The following is a 24,160-nucleotide window of genomic DNA, read 5'->3' on the forward strand; positions in this document are numbered from 1 at the left end:
TTTATAACGAGTCGCAACCTCTTCTTTCTTATATTTGACATCACCTTAAGCATAACGATGATCTAATATTTTATAGATTAACAATATTTCATAAATAAGGTGACTTTTAATCTGATTTTGATCAAATTCTTCTAGCTGCTTCACTGATGATTTTAGTGTTGAAGCGGATTTTCGTTCACGTTTAAATGTACCATCACATAGAATTTGGCTAATACTTGTACTAATTTTTAGAATCGCCATTTTTTCTTCAGGTGTAAAGAATACGTGTGCATCTTTAGGTAAATAAATAATGTTCGCTAAATGGGTCATCAGTAATCGATTAGTATAAGCTCTATTCGTTAATTTATTTAGTTTTTTCCAATCATCAGCCTTGTTCTGATGATATGTGAGCTCATCACGTTGATACCCAGTTAGCATATCGATTTTCTGGTTTAAATTACTGATTTGAATAATCTTTTTATTACTTTTATCAGACTGAAATCGACCAAGTAACAATTCATGACATCGTTGATTAAATAATGCGTACATTTTTTCTTCAGAGTCATAAAGATGATCTTCTAACTGATTATAATATTTAGGTGGTAAAATCATAAAATTGACTAGACCTGCTGTAACTAATCCAATTAAGGCAGTTAATAAACGTGAAAAGAAGTTAAATACATAAGCTTCATGTATACCTGGTATCATTGCAACTGACGTTAATACTGCTACTGTCGTACCTACTTGCAAATTGAGTTTAGTACAAGCTAAAATCGTCAATGTTGCACTTAATGCATAAGCAAATGGCGATTGGTCGCCAAATATAAATGTAAATATAACTGCAAATAATGCGCCAATAACTGTAGCAGGTAAACGGCGATAGCCTTTTTTAATTGAGGCTTTAGCAGTAGGTTCTATTGTTACTATAGCAGTTAATATGGCAAATATTGGTGTGAGATTTAATAGCATACAAAAGACAGTTGTAAAAAATGTAGCTAAACCTGTCTTGATAGTGCGTGCACCAATGAGATTTTTATACCATTTTTCATTCAAAATGTTGTCCCCCTTGAAAAGGGAATTTTTAAAACGATTTACGCTTTTACAAATTCTCTTTCTTAATCAAACAAAATAAAGTCATTTCTATGCATTCATGTTTAGTATATCAAAAAATTTTTGCTATAATAAGATAGAATAATAAATAAAAAGGAACGGGATAAAAATGATTGTAAAAACAGATGAGGAATTACAAGCTTTAAAAGAAATTGGCTATATTTGTGCAAAAGTAAGAGACACAATGCAAGCTGAAACTAAACCAGGTATTACAACAAAAGAGTTAGACAATATTGCTAAAGTTTTATTCGAAGAACATGGTGCGATTTCAGCGCCAATTCATGATGAGAATTTTCCAGGTCAGACATGTATCAGTGTCAACGAAGAAGTGGCACATGGCATACCTGGAAAACGTGTGATTCGTGAAGGTGATTTAGTTAATATTGACGTTTCAGCATTGAAAAATGGGTATTATGCAGATACTGGCATTTCATTTGTGGTAGGTGAAGCAAGTGATCCAATGAAACAAAAAGTTTGTGACGTTGCAACAATGGCATTTGAAAATGCAATGGCTAAAGTAAAACCAGGTACAAAATTGAGTAATATTGGTAAAGCTGTGCATGCAACAGCACGTCAAAATGATTTAACAGTTATTAAGAATCTAACAGGTCATGGCGTTGGTCAATCATTACATGAAGCACCTAATCATGTCATGAACTACTATGATCCTAAAGATAAAACACTTTTAAAAGAAGGACTTGTTATTGCAGTAGAACCATTTATTTCATCTAAAGCAACATTTGTGACTGAAGGTAAAAATGAATGGGCATTTGAAACAAGAGATAAAAGCTATGTTGCACAAATAGAACATACTGTTATCGTTACCAAAGAGGGTCCTTTATTAACAACTAAAATTGAAGATTAAAGTATATTCTTCCTTTAGATAGTAAAGTTATTCATTTTACTTAGACTAAGACTAAAGGACTAACAAGATATGGTTCCGGAGCCTATTACTGATGGTTTCGGAATTGTTTTATAATAGAACCTAATCAAGGGCGAGGTGGTTCTATGAATTACATGGAGATTTACTTAAATAAAATATTTAAAACATCATTACGATACAATATTGATGATTATAAAATGAAATTAGACAAAAAATTGAAAGATATTGAAGAGTATATAGCTTATTTAAGTGAAAAGCGAATGCAACTCAAAAAGTTAATTGACAGTATTTCTTTAGCATTAGAAAATAAATATATAGATATCGCAGATTTATATAATATTAGATGTGCAGAAGAGGTACATGATAATGAAATTGCGTCATTAAGAAATAATTTAAATCAAATTGAAGCGTATTGTGCTCAAATTGAGTCTAAAATAAGTGAACAAGCAAAAGAGAAAATGACTATAGAAAAAGAATGTCATTTAATTCATTATATGAGTGCTGTGGCATAGAAAGGTGGCGAATCATGACACATAAATATATATCAACAGAATTGTTGATAGTTTTTACAGCATTAATGATTATTGCTAATTTTTATTATATATTCTTTGAAAAAATAGGCTTTTTACTCGTTTTACTTTTAGGATGTGTACTTGTCTATGTAGGATATATTTACTTTCATAAAGTACGAGGTTTGTTATCCTTTTGGATTGGTACTTTATTAATTGCATTCACCTTATTATCTAATAAATATACGATTATCATTTTGTTTATATTTTTATTGATATTAATTGTAAGGTACTTAATTTATAAATTTAAACCTTTAAAAGTAACAGCAACTGAAGAAGAAGTTACATCGCCAGCATTTATTAAGCAGAAATGGTTTGGTGAGCAACGTACACCAGTATATGTATATAAGTGGGAAGATGTTCAAATCCAACATGGAATTGGAGATATTCATATCGATTTGACTAAAGCCGCGAATATTAAAGATAACAATACTATTGTTGTGAGACATATATTAGGTAAAGTTCAAGTGATTGTGCCATTAAATTATAATATTAATATCCATGCTACTGCATTTTATGGTTCAGCAAATATAAATGAAAAATTATATAAGATAGAGAATAATAATATTCATGTTGAAGAGAAGACAAAAGAAGAAAATTATACGGTTAATGTCTATGTATCAACATTTATTGGTGACCTAGAGGTGATATATAGATGAATCACTATATAAGAGCTATTGGGTCAATGCTGATATTGATATATAGTATGTTAACGGCGTTCTTATTTATTGATAAAGTTTTTGTCAACATCATTTACTTTCAAGGAATGTTTTATACACAAATTTTCGGTATTCCAGTGTTCTTATTTTTAAATATTATAGTTATATTATTATGTATTATAGTTGGATCAGTTCTAGCATATAAAATTAATCAACAGAATGATTGGATTAAAACTCAAATTGAGCGATCAATTGAAGGGGAAACTGTTGGAATTAATGATCAAAATATTGAATTGTATAGCGAGACGTTAGAAATATATCATACACTTGTCCCGTTAAATCAAGAGTTACATCGATTAAGAATGAAAACACAAAATTTAACTAACGAAAATTACAATATGAATGATGTTAAAGTTAAAAAGATTATTGAAGATGAGCGACAACGCTTAGCTAGAGAATTACATGATTCTGTAAGCCAACAATTATTCGCTGCGAGTATGATGTTATCTGCAATAAAAGAAACACAGTTAGAACCACCATTAGATCAACAAATACCCGTACTTGAAAAGATGGTCCAAGATTCACAACTAGAGATGAGAGCATTGTTACTTCATTTAAGACCATTAGGATTAAAAGATAAATCATTAGGTGAAGGTATTAAAGATTTAGTCATTGACCTTCAAAAGAAAGTACCAATGAAAGTAGTGCATGAAATTCAAGAATTTAAAGTGCCAAAAGGAATTGAGGATCATTTATTCAGAATTACACAAGAAGCAATTTCAAATACATTGAGACATTCTAATGGCACAAGAGTAACGGTTGAATTATTTAATAAGCAAGATTATCTGCTTTTACGTATACAAGATAATGGTAAAGGTTTTAATGTAGATGAGAAACTTGAACAAAGTTATGGATTAAAGAATATGCGTGAACGTGCACTAGAAATTGGTGCTACCTTCCATATCGTATCGTTACCAGACTCTGGTACACGTATTGAAGTTAAAGCACCATTAAACAAGGAGGATTCGTATGGCGATTAAAGTATTATTTGTAGACGACCATGAGATGGTTAGAATAGGTATATCAAGTTACTTATCAACACAATCTGACATTGAAGTAGTGGGAGAAGGAGAGTCTGGGAAAGATGCAATTGCAAAGGCACACGAGTTACAACCAGATTTAATTCTAATGGACTTACTGATGGATGATATGGATGGTGTAGAAGCGACAACAGAAATAAAAAAGGATTTACCTCACATCAAAGTAGTAATGCTTACAAGTTTCATTGAAGATAAAGAAGTATATCGAGCTTTAGATGCTGGTGTAGATAGTTATATTTTAAAGACTACAAGTGCTAGTGATATCGCAGAAGCGGTTCGTAAAACATACAATGGTGAATCGGTGTTTGAACCAGAAGTATTAGTTAAAATGCGTAACAGAATGAAAAAACGCGCTGAGCTATATGAAATGTTAACAGAAAGAGAAATGGAAATTTTATTGTTAATTGCTAAAGGTTACTCCAATCAAGAGATTGCTAGTGCATCTCACATTACAATAAAAACAGTTAAAACACATGTAAGTAATATTCTAAGTAAATTAGAAGTTCAAGATAGAACACAAGCAGTCATTTATGCTTTCCAACATAACTTAATTCAATAATTATAAAAAGGCCAGGTGGATGATGTTTATCAATTCCACTTGGCCTTTAATTTTATGATTAAGAATGTTTATCTTCAGAATCATTATTTTTAATTTTATTAACAATTTTATCTTTCATTGTACTTTGATCTTCTTGATACTTGTCATTAGCATCTTTATCAATATTATAATCTTCATCTTTACCAATTTCACGATGATCATTATATTCATAAGTTGTATCTTCGTTGTAATGGTTTTGGTTGTTATCATCATGTTTCAATGCTGCTTCTTCTGGTGTTTCACCTTTAATTACATGACGTTGGTGAATAATCGCATTGATTTCTGCGCCTATAATAATGATGAAACTTGTTAAGTATAACCAAATTAATAAAATAATGATACCTGCGATACTACCATACGTTTTAGAATAGTTACCAAAGTTAGAAATATACCAACCAAATGCAAATGATCCTAGTAACCAAATGATAGAAGTAAAAATAGCACCTGGCAATACAGATAGGATTTTTGTTTTTACATTAGGTGCAACTGAATATAGCACAATAAATAAAACTAAAATGATGATAAGTGGTAATACCACTCTTATTAAATTGAATACCCATTTCACTTCAGAATCTAAGCCTAATGGCCCGAATAAGTAATGACTTATTGCAGAACCTAATGTTGGTAATGCCATTGCGATAGCAAATACAACACCCATTACTACTGTAAATACAACACTTAGAAGTTTTAGTAAAATACCGTTACGACTATCTTCAACATCGTAAGCAACGTTAAATGAGTTCATAATTGCTGTCATACCGTTTGAAGCTGACCAAATTGCTAAGATCAAACCGACAGATAGTAAGCCACCACTTGAGTTCTTCGTTACATCGCCAATAACACCTTTTATGATTGATGATGTTTCAGATGGTGCACTGCTTAACATGCTAGTAATTTGGCTTTGTTCAATATTAAAGAATGGTAACAATGTTAATAAGAAAATCAACATAGGGAACATCGCAAGAACGAAATGATAAGTCATTTGTGCTGCTAAACCTGAAGCATCATCTTTACCAATTCGATAAACTAAATATGAAAAGAAATTTGAATTCTTTGTATATTTAGCAGGTTTGTTTAATCTTGATAAGAAGAAAACTTGATTATCTTTCTTAGGTTCCTTAGATTGAAACTCCTGTGGTTCAATATATGTACGGTCTACTTTAATTTTATTATCACTATTTTTGTCATCCTTATGCTCTTCGTATTCTTTTGCAGAGTTAAGGAATTTGGAACTTGTTTTTTCTTTCTTTGACATAACAATCTCCTTTAGTCCTTTGACATCGAATTTTAAATGCAATTTTAATTTATGATTAGTTGTAAAGAAAGGGAGTGAGAAAGAACTCATTTGGAAATGAATTCTTAAACTCACCCCCGTATTAATGGAGTGGGACAATAATATTAGAAGTATTTCACTATTTTATATAGCTAGATTACTCATTGGCTATAAAGCCAATATTCAATAAAATTGCCCATTTGGCATTCCATTACTTACTAATACGTTCATTTTTTCTATTAACAAATGTGTCTTTAGCATCTTTAATAGAACGTTCTAATTCTGGATTGTTACGACGAATTTCTTCGATAACATCTTTCCAGTACATTACTTCATCTTTAATGCTACTCACTTTAGAAGGTTTTTGAGATTTTTTGCCTTCTTTAACATTAGAGAATGATTGTTTTAATGAATTACGAGTTGATTTATCAGCTAATGTTGCTGCGCCACCGATAACAGCGCCTAATAATACACCAGGAATGAATTTGTTTTCCATAATTTTTTACCCCTCTTTCAAATTTGCATCTTTTACGATGTAGTCAATTAAATGATCACAAGATGATTGTACCATTTTATATACACCTTCAAAATTGTTTGTGTAGTATGGATCTGGTACATCACTTTCTTCCATATTACTAAATTCTAACAGTTTGAACAATTGTCCTTGAATGTTAGGATTAATTGCTTTGATATTTTCTATATTACTTTGATCCATTGCAATAATATAGTCAAAATCATCTGTTGGTTCAAATAGCTCACTAATCATACCATCAAAAGGAATTTGATGTTCATTAAGAATCTTTTGAGTACCTTCATGTGGAGGTTCTCCTAAATTCCATTTTCCAGTGCCACGAGAATGTACTTGAACATCTTTAATGCCTCTGTCTTGAAGTCTTTGTCTCATGATAGCTTCAGCCATTGGAGAACGGCAAATATTTCCAAGACATACAAAAGCAACGTCTACCATATTGATTCCTCCAAACCATGTAATTATATCCCCATTTTAATGGTTCTTCAAACAATTAGAAAGTAAATTTTTTCAATTTCTATTAAAGTTCCATAAAGTATGTTAGTTTGATAGAATATGATTACTAATATAAAGAGGTGAGACGCGTGGCATTATCTAATGAAGAGATGATTACTGAGATTAGACAAAAATTAAATATTGTCAATAAAGCACTTATCGATCCAGATAAATTTAAAGAGGCAAATCATGATGAAATTAAAGAAATTCACCAATTTGTCACTTCAAAAGATTCTTTTTCACCTAGCGAAGTCACTGCAATTGCAGATGCACTAGGACAATTACGACAATAAGGGGGAACCTAAATGAGTAACTATCAAGACAAATTAAGACAATATGCACAGCTATTAGTTAGAGTAGGGATGAATGTCCAAGATAAGCAACCCGTATTTATTCGATCATCAGTTGAAGCATTGGAACTGACTCATTTAGTCGTTGAAGAGGCATACATTGCTGGTGCTTCAGATGTAAGAGTTGAGTATGCTGATCCACGTTTAAAACGATTAAAATTTGAACATGAATCTCTAGACCACTTTGAAAATAACGACGTTAAGTCATATGATGTTGAAGCTAGAATGGACTTTGTAAAAAGAGGGGCTGCAAATCTAGCAATTTTAACTGAAGATCCAGATTTATTAAGTGGTATCGATGCAAGTAAATTAAAAGCATATCAATTACAATATTCAAAAGCGTATAAAGGTTATATGGAAGCGAGTCAAAAGAATCAATTTCCATGGGTCGTAGCAGCATTTCCATCTAAAGCTTGGGCACAACGCGTTTATCCTGATAAATCAGTGGAAGACGCATATACAACTTTTGTTGATGAAGTGTTTGATATTGTACGAGTTGATGGTAACGATCCGATTCAAAATTGGCAATCTCATGTCAAGAATTTAAGTGTGCATGCTGATAAATTGCAGAAAAAACAATATAAAGCATTACACTATCTATCAGAAGGTACAGACTTAGTTGTTGGCTTACCAAAAGGACATATTTGGGAAGATGCGACTAGTTATGTCAATGGTGATCAACAGGCTTTTATTGCTAATATACCTACTGAAGAAGTATTCACTGCACCAGATAGAAACAACGTTAATGGATATGTGACAAATAAATTGCCTTTAAGTTTTAATGGTAATATTATTGATGGCTTTACATTGACATTCAAAGATGGAGAAATCATTGATTTTAAAGCAGATAAAGGTGAAGATGTGTTAAGAGACTTATTGGATACAGATGAAGGTGCTAAACGATTAGGTGAGGTTGCGTTAGTACCAGATGATTCACCAATTTCTAATCGTAATACAATCTTTTATAATACGTTATTTGATGAAAATGCATCTTGTCATCTAGCAATAGGTTCAGCATATGGGTTCAATATTGAAGGTGGGACAGAAATGACTACCGAAGAAAAAATTGCAAGTGGTTTAAATGATTCAAATGTGCATGAAGACTTTATGATTGGAAGTGCAGATTTAACTATTTATGGCATATTAGAAGATGATACAAAAGAACTCGTATTTGAAAATGGTAATTGGGCAAACTAAACATCATGTTATATAAAATATGAGGAGTCAAAATTCATTAAGAGATAGGAAGATATGAATGGCAAAACAACAAGTGACTAAAAAAGCAATGTCAGAATCTAAAAGTTTGAAGTCTAGACAAGTCTACCCACAAGATACAAATCATCATCATACAATGTTTGGTGGTACATTAATGGCTAATGTTGATGAAATTGCAGCAATTACTGCAATGAAACATGCTGGTAACTCAGTTGTTACAGCATCGACAGATTCTGTTGATTTTTTACTACCGATTAAAAATGGGGATATTTTATCATATGAAGCGATGGTTTCGTACACAGGTAGTAGTTCAATGGAGGTATGTGTACAAATTATTATTGAAGATGTGTTCGAAGGTGAACGAAAATTAGCTGCCCTCAGCTTTTTAACTTTCGTTGCATTGGACCAAAGTGGTAAACCAACACAAGTACCTCAAGTCTATCCAGAAGATAAAGTTGAAAAATGGTTCCATGAAACTGCGCCACAACGTGTGGCCCGTCGCAAAGAACGTCGTGATGAAAGCAAAAATACAATCGAGTATTTATCAAAAATCCAACATATTGAAAGATAATACTTAAATTAATTCATAATAAAAGTACCTCTATCTCAATGCATTGAAACACATTGAGATAGAGGTACTTTATTTTAAGCTATATCTGTTTTAAATTAAAATGCTATACAAATTAGGCGTTACGAGAAAATATGTTTAGCATGCATTGCTTTTTCATTTTCTCTGAAATCTGTATTAGGGTAGTACATATTTTTCACTAAAACATTGGGTCCTAAGCACTGATATTCAGCACAATGACAGTTGAGTGATTGTGCTAAATCAGAATTGAGCCATTGATTAAAAACATCAGTCAGTTTATCTTTTTGAATATTAGAGATAGTACCATTTTCATCACCAAAATCAGTAACAATGACATTACCTGTAAATACATTTACATTTAAACGGCTACGACCATCTGGGTCATTTCGCATCGTAACGTTTTTAGCATTTCTTAATCGTTGTAATAAAAGTTGGTCATTTTCGTCATTAATACATGGATAAATAGGTAATGTACCAAAAAGCATCCATGTATCTTCGTTTCTAATATCTAATAAATGATGTATTGCTTCTTTCATTTCTTTTAATGACAACACATTTAATGAACTAGCAAAGTCAGCAGGGTACATTGGATGTACCTCATGGCGACTACATTTCATATCGTTCACAATCTCTTGATGGATTTTATTTAAATAGGGTAAAGTACTTTGATTCAACATTGTTTCTGCGGAAACGAACATACCTTGCTCAGAGAGCGTGCTAGCGTTATCAAGCATTTGTTCATATAGTTTGAGTTTCGCTTTCAAAGGTGGTTGTTTTTTCATAGCACCGAATCCCACATCTGTAAATTCTTGGATAGTACCCCAGTTATGAGAAATATGCATCACATCGATATACTCAGCGATATCTAGATATCTATCTTGTGGCAATGTTAAATTTGAATTCATTTGAACGTAAATCCCACGCTGATGTGCATATTTTAATAATGGTTTAACAACATTTTTGATGGATTTTTTTGAGAACATGGGTTCGCCACCTGTAATTGATAACGTACGTAAATTTGGTATTTCATCTAATCTACGGTATATAATATCCATGGGTAAGGGTTCGGGGTCCTTTGTTTGAAGTGTATAACCAACCGCACAATGACTACATCTCATATTACATAAATTAGTAGTTGTAAACTCTATATTACTTAAAGTAAGTTGCCCATTATCAATGACATCATTATAGGCTTCCCAAGGATCGTTATATATTGAAATAGGTTGTTTATTAGTTGTTAACATGATAATTACTCCTAAAAGAGGAGACGTTAGTATAAAATTAGATGTGAAAAAATGTAAATCATTAGTATGTATTTGTTCATTACAAAATATATGTATATCTAACTTTTACCAAGTCTTGCTCTTTAAATTTTGTAAAAAGTACAGTAAACATTATTAAGATTATATCCCTTTTTGTCAAATTCTGTTAGGATGATATTATCAAAAAAACAAATCAAAGGAGCGCTTATTTAATATGAGTGAACAACAAACGATTGACCAAATTAAAACACGATTAAACAAATTTATTGAAGATATTGATCACGTAAACCCTGATGAAGTACGCGTTGAAGACATTGATGAGTGGATTGGATTATTAGACCAATTAGAAGAAAAAGTGAAACAAGTTTCAAAATAATTATTAGGTAATTAATAATAGTGACACTTTAGTGACGATTATTTTTCAATTGTTAGATGATGTTTAAATTCACCTAAAAGAGTGAAAGTAATAAATATAATCGAACAATAGAAAGGTGATTACATTATGAGTAAAAAAGTAGCTATTATTTTAGCAGATGAATTTGAAGATATAGAATTAACAAGCCCTAAAGAAGCATTAGAAAATGCTGGCATTGAAACTGTTATTGTTGGAGATAACGAAAACCAAGAGGTTGTAGGTAAACATGGTGAAAAAGCAACAGTTCAAGTAAGTATTGCCGATGCTAAACCAGAAGATTACGATGGTTTATTAATACCAGGTGGATTTGCACCAGACCATTTACGTGGTGATGCAGAAGGTAGATACGGCACTTTTGCTAAATATTTCACAACAAATGATGTACCTGCTTTCGCAATTTGCCATGGTCCTCAAGTATTAATTGATACTGATGATTTAAATGGTAGAACATTAACAGCAGTATTAAATGTTCGAAAAGACCTATCTAATGCGGGTGCTCATGTTGTAGACGAATCAGTAGTTGTAGATAACAACATTGTAACGAGTCGTACACCAGATGATTTAGATGATTTTAACAGAGAAATTGTTAAACAACTAGAAGACTAATTTATGAGTTTAATAAGAGTTCACAAAAGCCTGTTGATTAATTTCAACAGGCTTTGTTTATAGAATTTAAATATTAATGATCAGAAGTTATAATCATTTTTTTGACAATTTTAAGTAAAAACGTATAGAATCAAGTACACCCTGGGACTGATTTTTAAGATAAAGTATAGCTAATCCTCTTAACTACTGGTAAACTCAAATTATAACAGTGAGTTTAAGTAAAGGAGCAAATGCATGAAAAGAAGCGATAGATTTGCACAATCGAATGAAACGTATCAACAAGATATGCGTGAACCTCACTATAATACTTATTATCAACCAGTAGGAAAACCACCTAAAAAGAAAAAAAGTAAACGTATTTTTTTAAGAATTTTAATCATATTAACAATTATTATTGTTCTATTTTTAGGATTAATGTATTTTATGTCTTCTAGAGCTAATGTAGATGATTTAAAATCGATAGAAAATAAAAATGATTACGTTGCTGCTGATCAAATGCCTGAATATGTAAGAGGTGCATTTATTTCGTTAGAAGATGAACGATTTTATAAGCACCATGGATTTGATTTTAAGGGTACTTCGCGTGCATTATTTTCAACATTAAGTGATCATGATGTTCAAGGTGGTAGCACGATTACACAACAAGTTGTTAAAAATTATTATTACGATAATGAACGTTCATTTACAAGAAAATTAAAAGAATTATTTGTTGCACACAAAGTTGAGAAACAATATGATAAAAACCAAATACTAAGTTTTTATTTAAATAATATATATTTTGGTGATAATCAATATACGGTTGAAGGTGCAGCCAATCATTATTTCGGTGCAACTACTAACAAAAACAATCAAAACTTAAAGCAAATTAGTGTATTGCAAAGTGCTATATTAGCTAGTAAAGTCAATGCACCAAGTGTTTATAATATCGAAGATATGTCTGATAATTTTATAAATAGAGTTAAAACAAACTTAGAAAAGATGAAGCAACTTCATTATATTTCTGATGAACAATATGAAGAAGCAATGGCACAATTAGGTAACTAAAAAGTACCCTATCACGCGCAATATAAACTGACTCAATTACAGTAATGTGTAAATGATGTTCTAATATTGTGTAGTTGATAGGGTGTTTATTTTTTTGTAAAGCAATGGTTTTTAGATAATCATCAAACTATGTCATAATATGTAATATACAATACGCAAGTGGAGGTGTATGATGCCTAAAATCACTAAGTTAGAAGTTCAAAAGAAAAATAAAGAAAGATTTAATCTATATCTTGATAACGAGTTTGAAATGGGCATTGATATTGATACTTTAGTTAAATTTAATTTAAAGAAAGATCAAATACTAGAGCCCTCAGATATGGAACAAATACAAAAGCATGATCATTATCGTAGAGGTTTAAATGATGCAATTCAATTTCTATCATATCGAAAACGCACTGAAAAAGAAGTTAGACAGCATTTATTAAAAAACGAAGTTTCTGAAGGGGCAATTCAACAAGTCATAGATTATTGTTACCAAGAAAAACTAATAGACCATGATGACTATGCAGAAAGTTTAAAAAATACAATGATTAATACAACTGATAAAGGTCCTGAAATATATAAGCAAAAGTTGTATCAAGCTGGTATAGAACCTAATATCATTGACCAATATACAGAAATTTATTTAGAACAGCAGCCACTAGAGGATATAGTTAAAGTTGCGAATAAAGTAATACGAACTAAAAAAGGTCCGACGTCTAAGCTAAAACAAAAAGTCATGCAATCATTGATGCAAAAAGGGTATACGATGGAAAGAATTAAAGAAGCTATGGATGAATTAGATTTCACAGAAGACGAAGACCAACTTGATTATATGTTACAAACAGATTTAGAAAAAGTATATAACAAGCAACAAAGAAAATATGAAGGTCAACAAGTTATTAGAAAAACGATAGAAACGCTTATGAGAAAAGGCTATAAATATGATAAAATTAAATCTAAATTAGAAGAAAGTGGTATCGAACATGGAACAGAAGAAATTGAGTGAGATGTCTGAACAAGAATTAAGACATGAAATTCAAACATATAAAGAAAAAATGAGAAAAGCAGAAATGAACGGTATTTTAAATGAATATGACGTCTATCAAAGTAAAGTCATTGTAGCAGAAAGCTACCTTGTTGATCGTAACCAAATTGAGTTAGGCCGTATTTATCAATTAAATGATGGTAGTGATCAATATTTTAAAGTAGAAAGACTGAAAGGTATATTTGCTTGGGGCTTCAGAATTAAAAGTAGTGAACCCGAAGAAGGATTACCAATTGCATTATTAAAATTGTAGAAGGATGAAATAAAATGGGAAGTTCAATCGTTTTAAAGTTACTGAAAGTCACTCACTATTATAGAAACAAAAAAACTAAAAAATGGTACTTACCTTTTGGTTACGGCGCAGAAGACATTGATTTAAATAATATTTCACTACATATATACCAAGGAGAATCTTTAGGTATTATTGGAGAACCAGGTTCATCAAAAAGGCTAATAGGAAGGTTGTTATCCGGATCTATCGAACCAGATAAAGGTAAATTAGTACAACTGGATCATATATATTATGGAGATATCGAAGATAGACGCATGATTCATCAAACTGTTAAGGATTATGTCACTCATATCGTTGAACTATTTCCTTATCAAATATCAAATCATAAAGCAGATCAAGTTATACAATATGCTCATGTAAATGAGCAACAAGTTATTTCTAAAATGTCAAAACAGGAATTTGCGCAATTGTTATTAAGCGTGGCGAGATCATGCAAATCTAACATCATCATTTTAAATCATGTGCTTCAATATTTAGATGAAACATTTATGGATAGAGCAGTTGAACTATCTAATGAATACATAGATAATAATCAAACAATGGTCTTCATCGATGATGACATTGATAAAATAGAACAAGTAAGTAACTATATTACATGGGTTTCTCATGGTCAAATTCGTATGGAAGGCTCTGTTAATCAAGTTATTCCTACCTTTAAAGAGCATGAAAAAGATAGAAAAAGTATTGAATCAAAAGAAGAACTTGCATCATTTGATCTCGATTGGAAAAAAAGTAGAACAAGAATGCCAGAAATGACTTATAATTTTAAACGAATTGAACGATATAATCATGCGAAACCACCGGTATTCTTGGTAAGATTTTGGACTTTAATGGTTAGCTTTATTTTAGGTTTAGCACTAATGGGCATATTTATATTGAATAATTTAGGCATTGTTAACGTACCTGAAAATAACCAAGCTACACTTCAATCACAATCAAAAGATACATATGAGGATAAATTGGCTTACGGAATTGCATTAAAGGGCAGTAGTAAACTTTCTGGTTCAAGCAATTTAACTTTGCCCAAATACAGTGTCGTGACTATTGATGGTGAAAACAGTAAAAATTATCGTGTTGATGTTAGTGGTAAACGTTATACTATAGCTAAGAATCAATTAGAATACTTTAATCCAGCAGGTTTATATGAAAAACATAGTTTTAAAACATTGTCTCCATTTATTAAATCCAATTACAGTAAATATGTGGATTATTTTAACAGCCATTTACATAAAGACCATGATTCTGTGAAAAAATCACTAGTACCTGAAGATGATAATCGTTTTGTGGCTGATATTACATCACAACCGATTAAAATGCTATTTAATGATGAGAATCAATTAAATGGATTTGTCATTCCGATTGTTGATAAAAGCGAGCTCAAAGATAAGTTTAATATCAAAAAGGATATTTGGATTTGTAAATCAGGAGATGGTTACTTTATTGCTGATTTAAAAGATAATAAATGGATATATATTGAATTGTAGGTGTAAACATGATCGATAATATAATATTATATTTTAAAAACTTACCACATCTTTTAACATACACCATAAAAAGGATTAAAAGTTTATGGAAGTGGTTTACTTTAAGTTTTATAGTTGGCTTAGTGTTTATTTTAATAGCAGAACTATTTTTTAAATTTACAAATGCTACAGAAGTTATCCATGGCATTTGGTTATATAGACTATTAACACTATTTGCATTTATCTTTATCATGCTCACTTTATACGGTTGTTATAGATTATACGCTAAAGATTATTTAATTACGAAATCTTTTCATATTACACCAGTAACACCTACTGTAATTACCGCTATAGTTGGAAGTGTAGTTATATTTATACTAATGACTATCATTGCATTATTGAAACCTATAAACTATGAAAGTTCATTAATAGCTACGTTATACTTTGTATTTGTTGCTATAGTGCTTATAAGTTTATTGTCAGTGACATTTGGTCTATTGAAAATTCTTAATTATAAAATTGATAAATATTTCTATATCTTTTGTATAGTAGAATTTTTTATATTACCTATTATCTATATGCCAAAGACACACTTGTCACTTGTAGAACATTTATTAATGTTAAATCCTTTATATTATGTGGTTAATGGATTGGCGCAATCAGTGTTATTTGGAAATGTGAGCGTAGCAAACATTCCTTACCACCTATACATGGTATGTTTTATTGCGATCATTTCTATTATTAATTTTGCATTGTCACGTTATGTAGCTCATGCGAAATATAGAAATCAAAATATAAAATTACAAAAAGTAGTTCAATCTAATGATGAGAAAGAAAGCTTAAATGAAATAAATAAAAATGAAAAAGTAGAGACTAATCAAAAGAAATAACGAGAAAAATAGCCAAGGACTTGGAGATTGAAGTCATCCAAGTGCCTTGGCTATTTTATTTGGCAAATAATTTACGTTGAAGTTTATCTTCGCTAAATACCCATCCAATGTAAGAGTGATCGATTTCATCTTGTTGAGTTAAATGGGCAATTGCAACAAATGCGTAATGATCGTTATTTAAATATCTCAAGTCCATTAATCTAATTTCAGTAGTACCATCTTCTAATGGTGTTGTTTGCCAACGATAAATAGATGAGAAATTTAAAAATGTTCTAATATCTTTATTGTTTTTAACTTTCCATAATAATGAATCAATTGATAAATGTTGACGTTTGACCTTATCACTAAAAACAATATTTCTACCATAGGATCTACCAACATAATCATGTTCATCTGTTTGAATCGCTATACGCCATTCCATGAATTTTAATGTAGGAATAACGAAAACTTTAACTGGATTATGTTCTTGTTTTATTTGCTTTAATGCTTGTTTTCTTAAGAATGATTGCATTTTAAATCGTACAATGTAGTATATAATGAGTACCCCGATAATTGGGAAAAAGGCTAAGTATGGATGTACACCAAATGTCCATAATGCCACGCCAATACATAAAATAATAAATATTATTGGATCGAAAGTATTAATTACACCTAGTTGAATCCACTTATTTGTAATAGGTCTTAATGCTTGTGTACCATAAGAATTAAAGATATCAACAAATACATGCAAGAAAACAGCTAATTGAGCCCACATCCATACATGTAAAGGGTTCGTATGGTTAAATATGACAAAAATTAAAAATGTGATTAAAATAGGCCATAAGATTGTAAATGGTATAGAGTGTGTAATACCTCTATGGTGTGAAATATAAGTTGAATTATCTTTTAGTTTTAATACTGTATCTCCATCAGGTATCAGTGATCCTGCAATTAATGTTGTAGCGGTTGCCGCAAATGTATCAGACATAGCAGGATCTTGTGTTGCAAGTGCTGTAAGACCAACACCAATCACGATATGCGTGGCTGTATCCATATATGTTCACTCATTTCGTCTTAATTTATAATATATTATAATCTAAAAGTTGGAATAACAAAATCAACTCACATTACTTTATATAACATGTATGTAAAATAGCCATTGTGCTTAATTTAAAACATCATAAATGTTGTAGGAAGGGAAATATATGTATTTAGAAGACAATTTTAAAAATAATATAATGCAATGGTTTAATCAAAATCAACGCTCTATGCCTTGGCGTGAAACGACGAATCCATATTATATATGGTTAAGCGAAGTCATGTTGCAACAAACTCAAGTTAAAACAGTTATTGATTATTATGATAGATTTATACAACGCTTCCCTACTATTGCTGATTTAAGTGAGGCACATGAAGATGAAGTACTCAAATATTGGGAAGGGTTAGGATACTATAGTCGTGCGCGAAACTTTCATCATGCGATTAAAGAAGTTCAACATGATTATCAAGGTATTGTGCCATCGGATCCTGAACATTTTAAATCTTTAAAAGGCGTTGGCCCCTATACACAAGCAGCGGTTATGAGTATTGCATTTGACCATCCACTCCCTACCGTTGACGGCAATGTATTTAGAGTATGGTCTAGACTGAATAATGACAGTAGAGATATAAAACTACAATCTACTCGTAAAGCATATGAACAAGAATTACTACCATATGTACAAGAAGAAGCTGGTACATTTAACCAATCTATGATGGAACTAGGTGCTTTAATTTGTACACCTAAAAATCCGCTTTGCATGTTTTGTCCAGTACAAGAAAATTGTGAAGCATATGATAAAGGAACTGTATTAGATTTACCAGTTAAAACTAAGACTGTTAAAAAGAAAACGATTGAGCAAAGTGTTTTTCTAATTCGTAATAGTCGTGGTGAATATTTATTAGAAAAAAGACAAGAAAGATTATTAAATGGTATGTGGGAATTTCCAATGTTTGAAACAGCCCATGCGATTGACCAAATATCAAAGCAATTAAATCACCAGATTGAGCCTTTATCTGAACCTATTTTTAAATTAAAACATCAATTCACACATTTAATATGGCATATTAAGGTGTATAGTGTACCAGAGGAACTTGAGATTGAATCAGTATCTCTACCTGATCATATGATATGGTTCGATTTAGAACAACGTGATCAATTTACTTTTCCAGTACCTATGGCTAAGATTTATCAATTTATTGAAGGGTAACTATAGAAAAATAAATGAATTTAAAGCATAAATTTAATTGCATCAAAGTTCAGAAGTACTTTATAAATATGATATAATCTAGATGGTTAAAAAGTATAAAGGTGGTGTGGAGTATGGTAAAAGAATCCATACCTAAAGAAGGACAAGATATAAAGATTCAAAGTTATAAGCATGATGGTAACATCCATCGTGTATGGTCTGAAACAACTATTTTAAAAGGAACTGATCATGTAATTATCGGTGGTAACGATCATACACTAGTAACAGAAAGTGATGGTCGTACATGGATTACTAGAGAACCAGCAATTGTATACTTTCATTCAGAATACTGGTTTAATGTCATTTGTATGTTTCGTGAAGACGGCGTTTACTACTATTGTAACTTGTCTTCACCGTTTGTATGTGATGAGGAAGCTTTAAAATATATAGACTATGACCTTGATATTAAAGTTTATCCTAATGGTAAATATCATTTATTAGATGAAGATGAGTATGAACAACATATGAATCAAATGAACTACCCTCATGATATAGATGTTATATTGAGACGTAGTGTGGATATTTTACAACAATGGATTGAACAGAAAAAAGGCCCGTTCGCACCAGACTTTATTAAAGTATGGAAAGAGCGATATAAGAAAATTAGAGATTATTAAGCAAATAAGATGTAAAACATATAGAGATGGTTTATATTATTCCATGTTGCATTGGATTATTTAAAAAGATAATTTGATATGAACCAATCTCTATCAACATAGCTAAACTTGATAATCATATCATTCAGAGGTTGAGATATGTAAGTAAATTACCGTAGAATAACATTCATTAACTATTTTTCTAATTATTAGTGATAGTTGCGATGAGTTGTTATTCAAAAAGTATTTACCGTATCCAACCTCTGTTCCATTTTAAATAAATCAAAATCAAATAAAAGTGGGGGGATTACAACAAATGATTAGACGATATTTAGAATTTGTAAAACCATACAAATATCGAATCATTGCTACTATTATTGTTGGTATTATTAAATTCGGTATACCGATGTTAATTCCATTACTTATAAAATATGCGATTGATGGTGTTATTAACAATCACTCCCTAAGCGCTAGTGAAAAATATTCACATTTAGCAATTGCCATAGGTATAGCTTTATTTATCTTTTTAATTGTAAGGCCACCAATTGAATTTATAAGACAATATTTAGCACAATGGACAAGTAATAAAATTTTATATGATATTCGTAAACAGTTATACAATCATTTACAAGCATTAAGTGCTCGATTTTATGCCAACAATCAAGTTGGACAAGTGATATCACGAGTAATTAATGACGTGGAACAAACTAAAGATTTTATCTTAACAGGTCTTATGAACATTTGGTTAGATTGTATTACAATTATTATTGCTTTAACGATTATGTTCTTCCTTGATGTTAAATTAACATTTGCAGCAATATTTATATTCCCATTTTATATTTTAACTGTATATTTCTTCTTTGGAAGATTAAGAAAGTTAACTAGAGTTAGATCTCAAGCATTAGCAGAAGTGCAAGGTTTTTTACATGAACGTGTTCAAGGTATGTCTGTTATCAAAAGCTTCGCTATTGAAGACAATGAAGCACAAAATTTTGATAACCGAAATCAAAACTTTTTACAAAAAGCCTTCAAACATACAAGATGGAATGCATATTCATTTGCAGCAATTAACACTGTAACTGATATAGGTCCAATAATAGTAATTGGTGTAGGTGCGTATTTAGCTATTAGTGGATCTATTACAGTAGGTACCTTAGCCGCATTTGTTGGATATCTTGAACAATTGTTTGGACCTTTAAGACGTTTAGTTTCATCATTTACTACACTTACACAAAGTTTCGCTTCAATGGATCGTGTATTTCAATTAATTGATGAAGATTATGACATTAAAAACGGTGTAGGTGCACAACCTATAGAGATTAAACAAGGTCAAATCGAATTAAAACATGTAAGTTTCAAATATAATGAGAATGAACAAGAAGTTTTAAAAGATATTAATCTTACAATAAATAAAGGAGAAACAGTTGCTTTTGTAGGAATGAGTGGTGGAGGAAAATCTACCTTAATCAATTTAATACCAAGATTTTATGACGTTACTGATGGTGAAATACTAGTTGATCAACATAATATTAAAGACTTCTTAACAGGTAGCCTTAGAAATCAAATTGGTTTAGTTCAACAAGATAATATATTATTTTCTGACACTGTAAAAGAAAATATTTTATTAGGTCGACCTGATGCGACAGATGAAGAAGTTGTTGAAGCGGCTAAAATGGCCAATGCTCATGATTTTATTATGAATTTACAAGATGGATATGACACTGAAGTAGGGGAACGCGGTGTCAAATTATCAGGTGGGCAAAAACAAAGACTATCAATAGCACGAATTTTCTTAAATAATCCTCCAATACTAATATTAGACGAAGCAACAAGTGCATTAGATTTAGAAAGTGAAGCGATTATTCAAGAAGCACTTGATGTGTTAAGTAAAGATCGTACTACTTTAATCGTGGCACACCGATTATCAACAATCACACATGCAGATAAGATTGTAGTGATGCAAAATGGACAAATTGTCGAAACGGGCACTCATCAAGAATTAATCGATAAAAAAGGTGCATATGAACACTTATACAGTATTCAAAATTTATAAATATGACAAAGAAGAGCTTAAAGCATTTTAGTGCCTTAAGCTCTTCTTTCTGTTTGAATTGGATATTTATTGCTAACATTCATTGAGGTTTATAAATCAAAATCTTCATCAGCGATATCAATATCAGAATCTGAACGGTGATATGTGAAGAAACTAATACGTAAACGATCTAAATGTTCTAAATGATATCGATACTCTTCAATAGCTGCGATGATTTGCATAATATTGGCATAGGAATAAAGCGTTTGATATGGATTATGGATTAATTCATTTTGAAAGGCATCCATTAAATCTTTCTTTTGTGGATTATCAACTTCATATTGAAATTGAGCCACATTATATTTTGCTTTTTTAGATAAACTTTTTAAAATTTGTTCATGGAAAGCAATAAGTGAATCCAATTCTAATTTAATCTGTAATAATAATTGATTATTTAGTTGATGTAAGTCATTTTGATAACGTGACATTCTATTTAACACTTCATAAGCTAATCTAGTCGTTCTTACTACTTCTTTGAATAAAATTTTCTTTCGATATTGTGCGTGGATATGCTTTTTAAATAGTGGTCTTTCTTCGTGATAAAAATTATAAATCTGCTCTAGTTTATTGATCCTAGTATTGAGTTGATCGCCATCTTGTTTAATATTATGAAATTCGGATGTATCATTTAATACGAGTTTAAACCATACAAATATATCAGACGAAATGTTAGCAGAATTATAATAGATTTTCGTTTCGAATTTAGGGGGCAAGAATAACAAGTTCACAATTGAAGAACTTAGTACACCAATCATCACTAAAACAAATCTAAAGAAAGCGGCAACATAGAAAGACCCTGTATGTTGTCCCATAATGATTAATGCAGTTACACTTGCTAATGTAGCAACATGGGCTAAGTTAAATCTGAATAAAATTGCAATTAATAATATAACTGTGACACCCATAATAATGAAATTATCACTAAAGATCGTCACCATAGTGACAGCCAATAACGCACCAATAATGTTACCTATAGCTTGGTCTGAAACTGTTTTTATCGACTTATAGACACTGGGTTGCATTGCAACAACAGCACTGACGCCGGCTAATGATTTAAGACCAACATTATCAGGTAGTAAAGAAGCGATAGACATAGCTAATATAATTGCTATACCAGTTTTTAAAATCCGAGCTCCAAGTCTCAAAAATAGCGCTCCTTTTAAGTTTTATTGAATATAATAATAAATTCGTATTCATTATTGTTATACACTGACTGACAATAAATTTCAAGTGAATATGAGCATTACTCATGACAATTAAATTGCATTAACTATGGCGTTTATTTTAATAAATAGAGTAGTTTAATAATAAGAGGTAAGGTAGCCAATACTTAACATGCTATAAATATAAAATTTCATAAATAGAAAATGTGATTTATTTTCAATTAGACATAGTCTAACAAACCGAAATTATAATGCTTTATATAAATAAAATCCAAGACAAAGTTTATGTCTTGGATTAATTAACGGCATCCCCAAAGCAGGATTATAGGTAAGGACTCTTTTATCACAGCCGCTTGAATAACTAAAAATTATTTCATTTGACTAAACGCATAATCAGCTGCTTTAAGTGTTTGATCAATGTCTTCTTCAGTATGTTCTGTAGTTAAGAACCAAGCTTCGAATTTAGAAGGAGCTAAATTAATACCTTGATTAAGCATTAATTTAAAGAATTTTGCAAAAGCCTCACCATCAGAATTCTCTACTTGTTCATAATGGGTAATCTTTTCATCAGTAAAGTACAATGTGAGAGAACCGTATATACGATTAATTGTTGCGGTGATTTGATGTTTTTCAATTAATTGTAATAGACCGTCTTCTAATCGTTTCCCTAGTTTATCTAATTTCTCATAAACACCGTCTTGTTCTAAAACTTCAAGTAAAGCAATACCTGCTTTCATTGATAATGGGTTACCAGCCATAGTACCTGCTTGATAAGCTGGCCCAAGTGGCGCTACATGTTCCATTATATCTTGTCGGCCGCCATAACCTCCGATTGGTAAACCACCACCTACAATTTTACCAAAAGCAGTTAAATCAGGGATGACACCAAGTAAGTCTTGAGCAGCACCATAATGAAATCTGAACGCTGTAATGATTTCATCATAAATGACTAAACTATTGTTTTCGTGAGTAATACGATTAACTTCTTCTAAAAATCCTGGTTCTGGCATTACCATACCAAAGTTACCTACTATAGGCTCTACTAAAACGGCAGCAACGTCGTCACCCCAGTGATTAATTGCCTCTTTGTATGATTCAATATCGTTAAATGGTACAGTAATCACTTCTTTAGCAACGCTTTCTGGGACACCTGCAGAATCAGGGGAGCCAAGTTGTGAAGGACCACTACCAGCGGCAACTAGTACTAAATCCGAATGTCCATGATATGAACCGGCAAATTTAATGATTTTATTACGTTTAGTATAGGCACGTGCAACTCTTATAGTAGTCATAACAGCTTCAGTACCAGAGTTTACAAATCTAATTTTTTCAAGAGAAGGAATGGCCTCTCGCAATTTCTTACTAAATTCAATTTCTAATTCAGTAGGTGTTCCATATAATACACCTTTAGCAGCTTGTTCTTGAATTGCTTTTGTAATGTGAGGATGCGCGTGACCAGTAATGATAGGACCATATGCTTGTAAATAGTCTATAAATTTGTTGCCATCTACATCATATAAATAAGCCCCTTTACCTTCTTTCATTACTACTGGTGCTCCACCACCAACTGCTTTATAAGAACGAGATGGAGAGTTTACGCCACCTAAAATATATTCATTCGATAATTCCTGAAGTCGTTCACTTTCAGTAAAGTTCATATTATCAACCTCTTTTAATTTAATATTGTCGTT

Annotated in this window: 26 protein-coding genes; 18 read left to right on the top strand and 8 right to left on the bottom strand. The window is 31.1% G+C overall.

Going from position 1 to position 24,160, the window contains the following annotated elements; translation table 11 throughout:
- Positions 1-45 precede the first annotated feature (45 nt).
- The gene (locus tag EL082_RS04395; protein WP_015364857.1) at positions 46-1,032 is read right to left on the bottom strand and encodes an FUSC family protein; all 987 of its coding nucleotides are present in this window, start codon (positions 1,030-1,032) and stop codon (positions 46-48) included.
- Positions 1,033-1,198: 166 nt separating this feature from the next.
- Between EL082_RS04395 and map the strand changes: the two genes are divergently transcribed.
- From map to vraR, 5 genes are all read left to right on the top strand, one after another.
- Positions 1,199-1,954: a type I methionyl aminopeptidase gene (gene map / locus EL082_RS04400; protein WP_002466104.1), complete on the top strand. Its 756-nt coding sequence runs from the start codon at positions 1,199-1,201 to the stop codon at positions 1,952-1,954.
- 143 nt (positions 1,955-2,097) lie between these two features.
- Positions 2,098-2,484, top strand: a complete 387-nt coding sequence (locus tag EL082_RS04405) for a DUF2543 family protein (RefSeq protein WP_002466133.1) — start codon at positions 2,098-2,100, stop codon at positions 2,482-2,484.
- 14 nt (positions 2,485-2,498) lie between these two features.
- Positions 2,499-3,200 carry a cell wall-active antibiotics response protein VraT gene (gene vraT, locus EL082_RS04410; protein ID WP_103286363.1) on the top strand — a complete coding sequence of 234 codons (702 nt, stop codon included), beginning with the start codon at positions 2,499-2,501 and terminating at the stop codon, positions 3,198-3,200.
- On the top strand, positions 3,197-4,240 hold the full coding sequence (gene vraS, locus EL082_RS04415) for a sensor histidine kinase VraS (protein WP_002466111.1): 1,044 nt from the start codon (positions 3,197-3,199) through the stop codon (positions 4,238-4,240). The genes vraT and vraS overlap by 4 nt, the downstream gene beginning before the upstream one ends.
- Positions 4,230-4,859 (top strand): response regulator transcription factor VraR, encoded by a 630-nt coding sequence (gene vraR, locus EL082_RS04420; protein ID WP_002466112.1) that lies wholly within the window; start codon positions 4,230-4,232, stop codon positions 4,857-4,859. Before vraS ends, vraR begins: the two co-directional genes overlap by 11 nt.
- A 58-nt stretch (positions 4,860-4,917) precedes the next feature.
- Here the strand turns inward: vraR and EL082_RS04425 are convergent, their stop codons facing one another.
- The 3 genes from EL082_RS04425 to EL082_RS04435 all read right to left on the bottom strand — a co-directional run bounded on the left by EL082_RS04425 (position 4,918) and on the right by EL082_RS04435 (position 7,138).
- Entirely contained in the window at positions 4,918-6,153 is a 1,236-nt protein-coding gene (locus EL082_RS04425) for a YihY/virulence factor BrkB family protein (protein ID WP_015364859.1), read from the bottom strand.
- 229 nt (positions 6,154-6,382) lie between these two features.
- Positions 6,383-6,667 (bottom strand): YtxH domain-containing protein, encoded by a 285-nt coding sequence (locus EL082_RS04430; RefSeq protein WP_103286364.1) that lies wholly within the window; start codon positions 6,665-6,667, stop codon positions 6,383-6,385.
- Between the two features lie 6 nt (positions 6,668-6,673).
- The gene (locus EL082_RS04435; protein WP_002466141.1) at positions 6,674-7,138 is read right to left on the bottom strand and encodes a low molecular weight protein-tyrosine-phosphatase; all 465 of its coding nucleotides are present in this window, start codon (positions 7,136-7,138) and stop codon (positions 6,674-6,676) included.
- Between the two features lie 146 nt (positions 7,139-7,284).
- Between EL082_RS04435 and EL082_RS04440 the strand changes: the two genes are divergently transcribed.
- Genes EL082_RS04440 through EL082_RS04450 form a run of 3 tightly spaced genes read left to right on the top strand, consistent with a single transcriptional unit; the run spans position 7,285 to position 9,331 of the window.
- Positions 7,285-7,488, top strand: a complete 204-nt coding sequence (locus tag EL082_RS04440; RefSeq protein WP_002466135.1) for a DUF1128 domain-containing protein — start codon at positions 7,285-7,287, stop codon at positions 7,486-7,488.
- Positions 7,489-7,500: 12 nt separating this feature from the next.
- Positions 7,501-8,742 carry an aminopeptidase gene (locus EL082_RS04445; RefSeq protein ID WP_015364860.1) on the top strand — a complete coding sequence of 414 codons (1,242 nt, stop codon included), beginning with the start codon at positions 7,501-7,503 and terminating at the stop codon, positions 8,740-8,742.
- A 58-nt stretch (positions 8,743-8,800) separates the two neighbouring features.
- Complete coding sequence (locus tag EL082_RS04450; RefSeq protein WP_002452295.1) at positions 8,801-9,331, top strand: acyl-CoA thioesterase; 531 nt, start codon at positions 8,801-8,803, stop codon at positions 9,329-9,331.
- Between the two features lie 119 nt (positions 9,332-9,450).
- Here EL082_RS04450 and yfkAB read toward each other — a convergent pair whose 3' ends face one another.
- Positions 9,451-10,593 (bottom strand): radical SAM/CxCxxxxC motif protein YfkAB, encoded by a 1,143-nt coding sequence (gene yfkAB, locus EL082_RS04455; protein ID WP_002466151.1) that lies wholly within the window; start codon positions 10,591-10,593, stop codon positions 9,451-9,453.
- Between the two features lie 232 nt (positions 10,594-10,825).
- Here yfkAB and EL082_RS04460 point away from each other — a divergent pair, with 232 nt between their 5' ends.
- From EL082_RS04460 to EL082_RS04490, 7 genes are all read left to right on the top strand, one after another.
- Positions 10,826-10,987: an SE1561 family protein gene (locus EL082_RS04460; protein WP_001830395.1), complete on the top strand. Its 162-nt coding sequence runs from the start codon at positions 10,826-10,828 to the stop codon at positions 10,985-10,987.
- A 126-nt stretch (positions 10,988-11,113) separates the two neighbouring features.
- Entirely contained in the window at positions 11,114-11,632 is a 519-nt protein-coding gene (locus EL082_RS04465) for a type 1 glutamine amidotransferase domain-containing protein (RefSeq protein ID WP_015364861.1), read from the top strand.
- Between the two features lie 234 nt (positions 11,633-11,866).
- The gene (sgtB, locus tag EL082_RS04470) at positions 11,867-12,676 is read left to right on the top strand and encodes a monofunctional peptidoglycan glycosyltransferase SgtB (protein ID WP_002466157.1); all 810 of its coding nucleotides are present in this window, start codon (positions 11,867-11,869) and stop codon (positions 12,674-12,676) included.
- Positions 12,677-12,848: 172 nt separating this feature from the next.
- Positions 12,849-13,667, top strand: coding sequence for a recombination regulator RecX (gene recX / locus EL082_RS04475; RefSeq protein WP_015364862.1), 819 nt, complete (start codon positions 12,849-12,851; stop codon positions 13,665-13,667).
- Entirely contained in the window at positions 13,645-13,959 is a 315-nt protein-coding gene (locus tag EL082_RS04480; protein WP_015364863.1) for a YfhH family protein, read from the top strand. The genes recX and EL082_RS04480 overlap by 23 nt, the downstream gene beginning before the upstream one ends.
- A gap of 14 nt (positions 13,960-13,973) precedes the next feature.
- Entirely contained in the window at positions 13,974-15,482 is a 1,509-nt protein-coding gene (locus EL082_RS04485) for an ATP-binding cassette domain-containing protein (protein WP_002466103.1), read from the top strand.
- 8 nt (positions 15,483-15,490) lie between these two features.
- A complete protein-coding gene (locus EL082_RS04490) occupies positions 15,491-16,351 on the top strand; it encodes a hypothetical protein (protein ID WP_002466145.1) in 861 nt (286 codons plus the stop codon).
- Between the two features lie 55 nt (positions 16,352-16,406).
- Here the strand turns inward: EL082_RS04490 and EL082_RS04495 are convergent, their stop codons facing one another.
- Positions 16,407-17,384 carry a metal-dependent hydrolase gene (locus tag EL082_RS04495; protein WP_002466098.1) on the bottom strand — a complete coding sequence of 326 codons (978 nt, stop codon included), beginning with the start codon at positions 17,382-17,384 and terminating at the stop codon, positions 16,407-16,409.
- Positions 17,385-17,535: 151 nt separating this feature from the next.
- Here EL082_RS04495 and mutY point away from each other — a divergent pair, with 151 nt between their 5' ends.
- The 3 genes from mutY to EL082_RS04510 all read left to right on the top strand — a co-directional run bounded on the left by mutY (position 17,536) and on the right by EL082_RS04510 (position 21,267).
- Positions 17,536-18,579 carry an A/G-specific adenine glycosylase gene (gene mutY, locus EL082_RS04500; protein WP_002466100.1) on the top strand — a complete coding sequence of 348 codons (1,044 nt, stop codon included), beginning with the start codon at positions 17,536-17,538 and terminating at the stop codon, positions 18,577-18,579.
- Positions 18,580-18,692: 113 nt separating this feature from the next.
- Entirely contained in the window at positions 18,693-19,235 is a 543-nt protein-coding gene (ntdP, locus tag EL082_RS04505; RefSeq protein ID WP_002452360.1) for a nucleoside tri-diphosphate phosphatase, read from the top strand.
- Between the two features lie 295 nt (positions 19,236-19,530).
- Positions 19,531-21,267, top strand: coding sequence for an ABC transporter ATP-binding protein (locus tag EL082_RS04510; protein WP_002466149.1), 1,737 nt, complete (start codon positions 19,531-19,533; stop codon positions 21,265-21,267).
- 89 nt (positions 21,268-21,356) lie between these two features.
- On the opposite strand, the gene EL082_RS04515 is transcribed toward EL082_RS04510, so the two are convergent.
- A complete protein-coding gene (locus EL082_RS04515) occupies positions 21,357-22,451 on the bottom strand; it encodes an FUSC family protein (protein ID WP_002466118.1) in 1,095 nt (364 codons plus the stop codon).
- Positions 22,452-22,837: 386 nt separating this feature from the next.
- Positions 22,838-24,127, bottom strand: a complete 1,290-nt coding sequence (locus tag EL082_RS04520; protein WP_049415956.1) for a glutamate-1-semialdehyde 2,1-aminomutase — start codon at positions 24,125-24,127, stop codon at positions 22,838-22,840.
- Between the last annotated feature and the right edge of the window lie 33 nt (positions 24,128-24,160).

The sequence above is a fragment of the Staphylococcus warneri genome (genome assembly GCF_900636385.1).
Taxonomy (GTDB): Bacteria; Bacillota; Bacilli; order Staphylococcales; family Staphylococcaceae; genus Staphylococcus; species Staphylococcus warneri.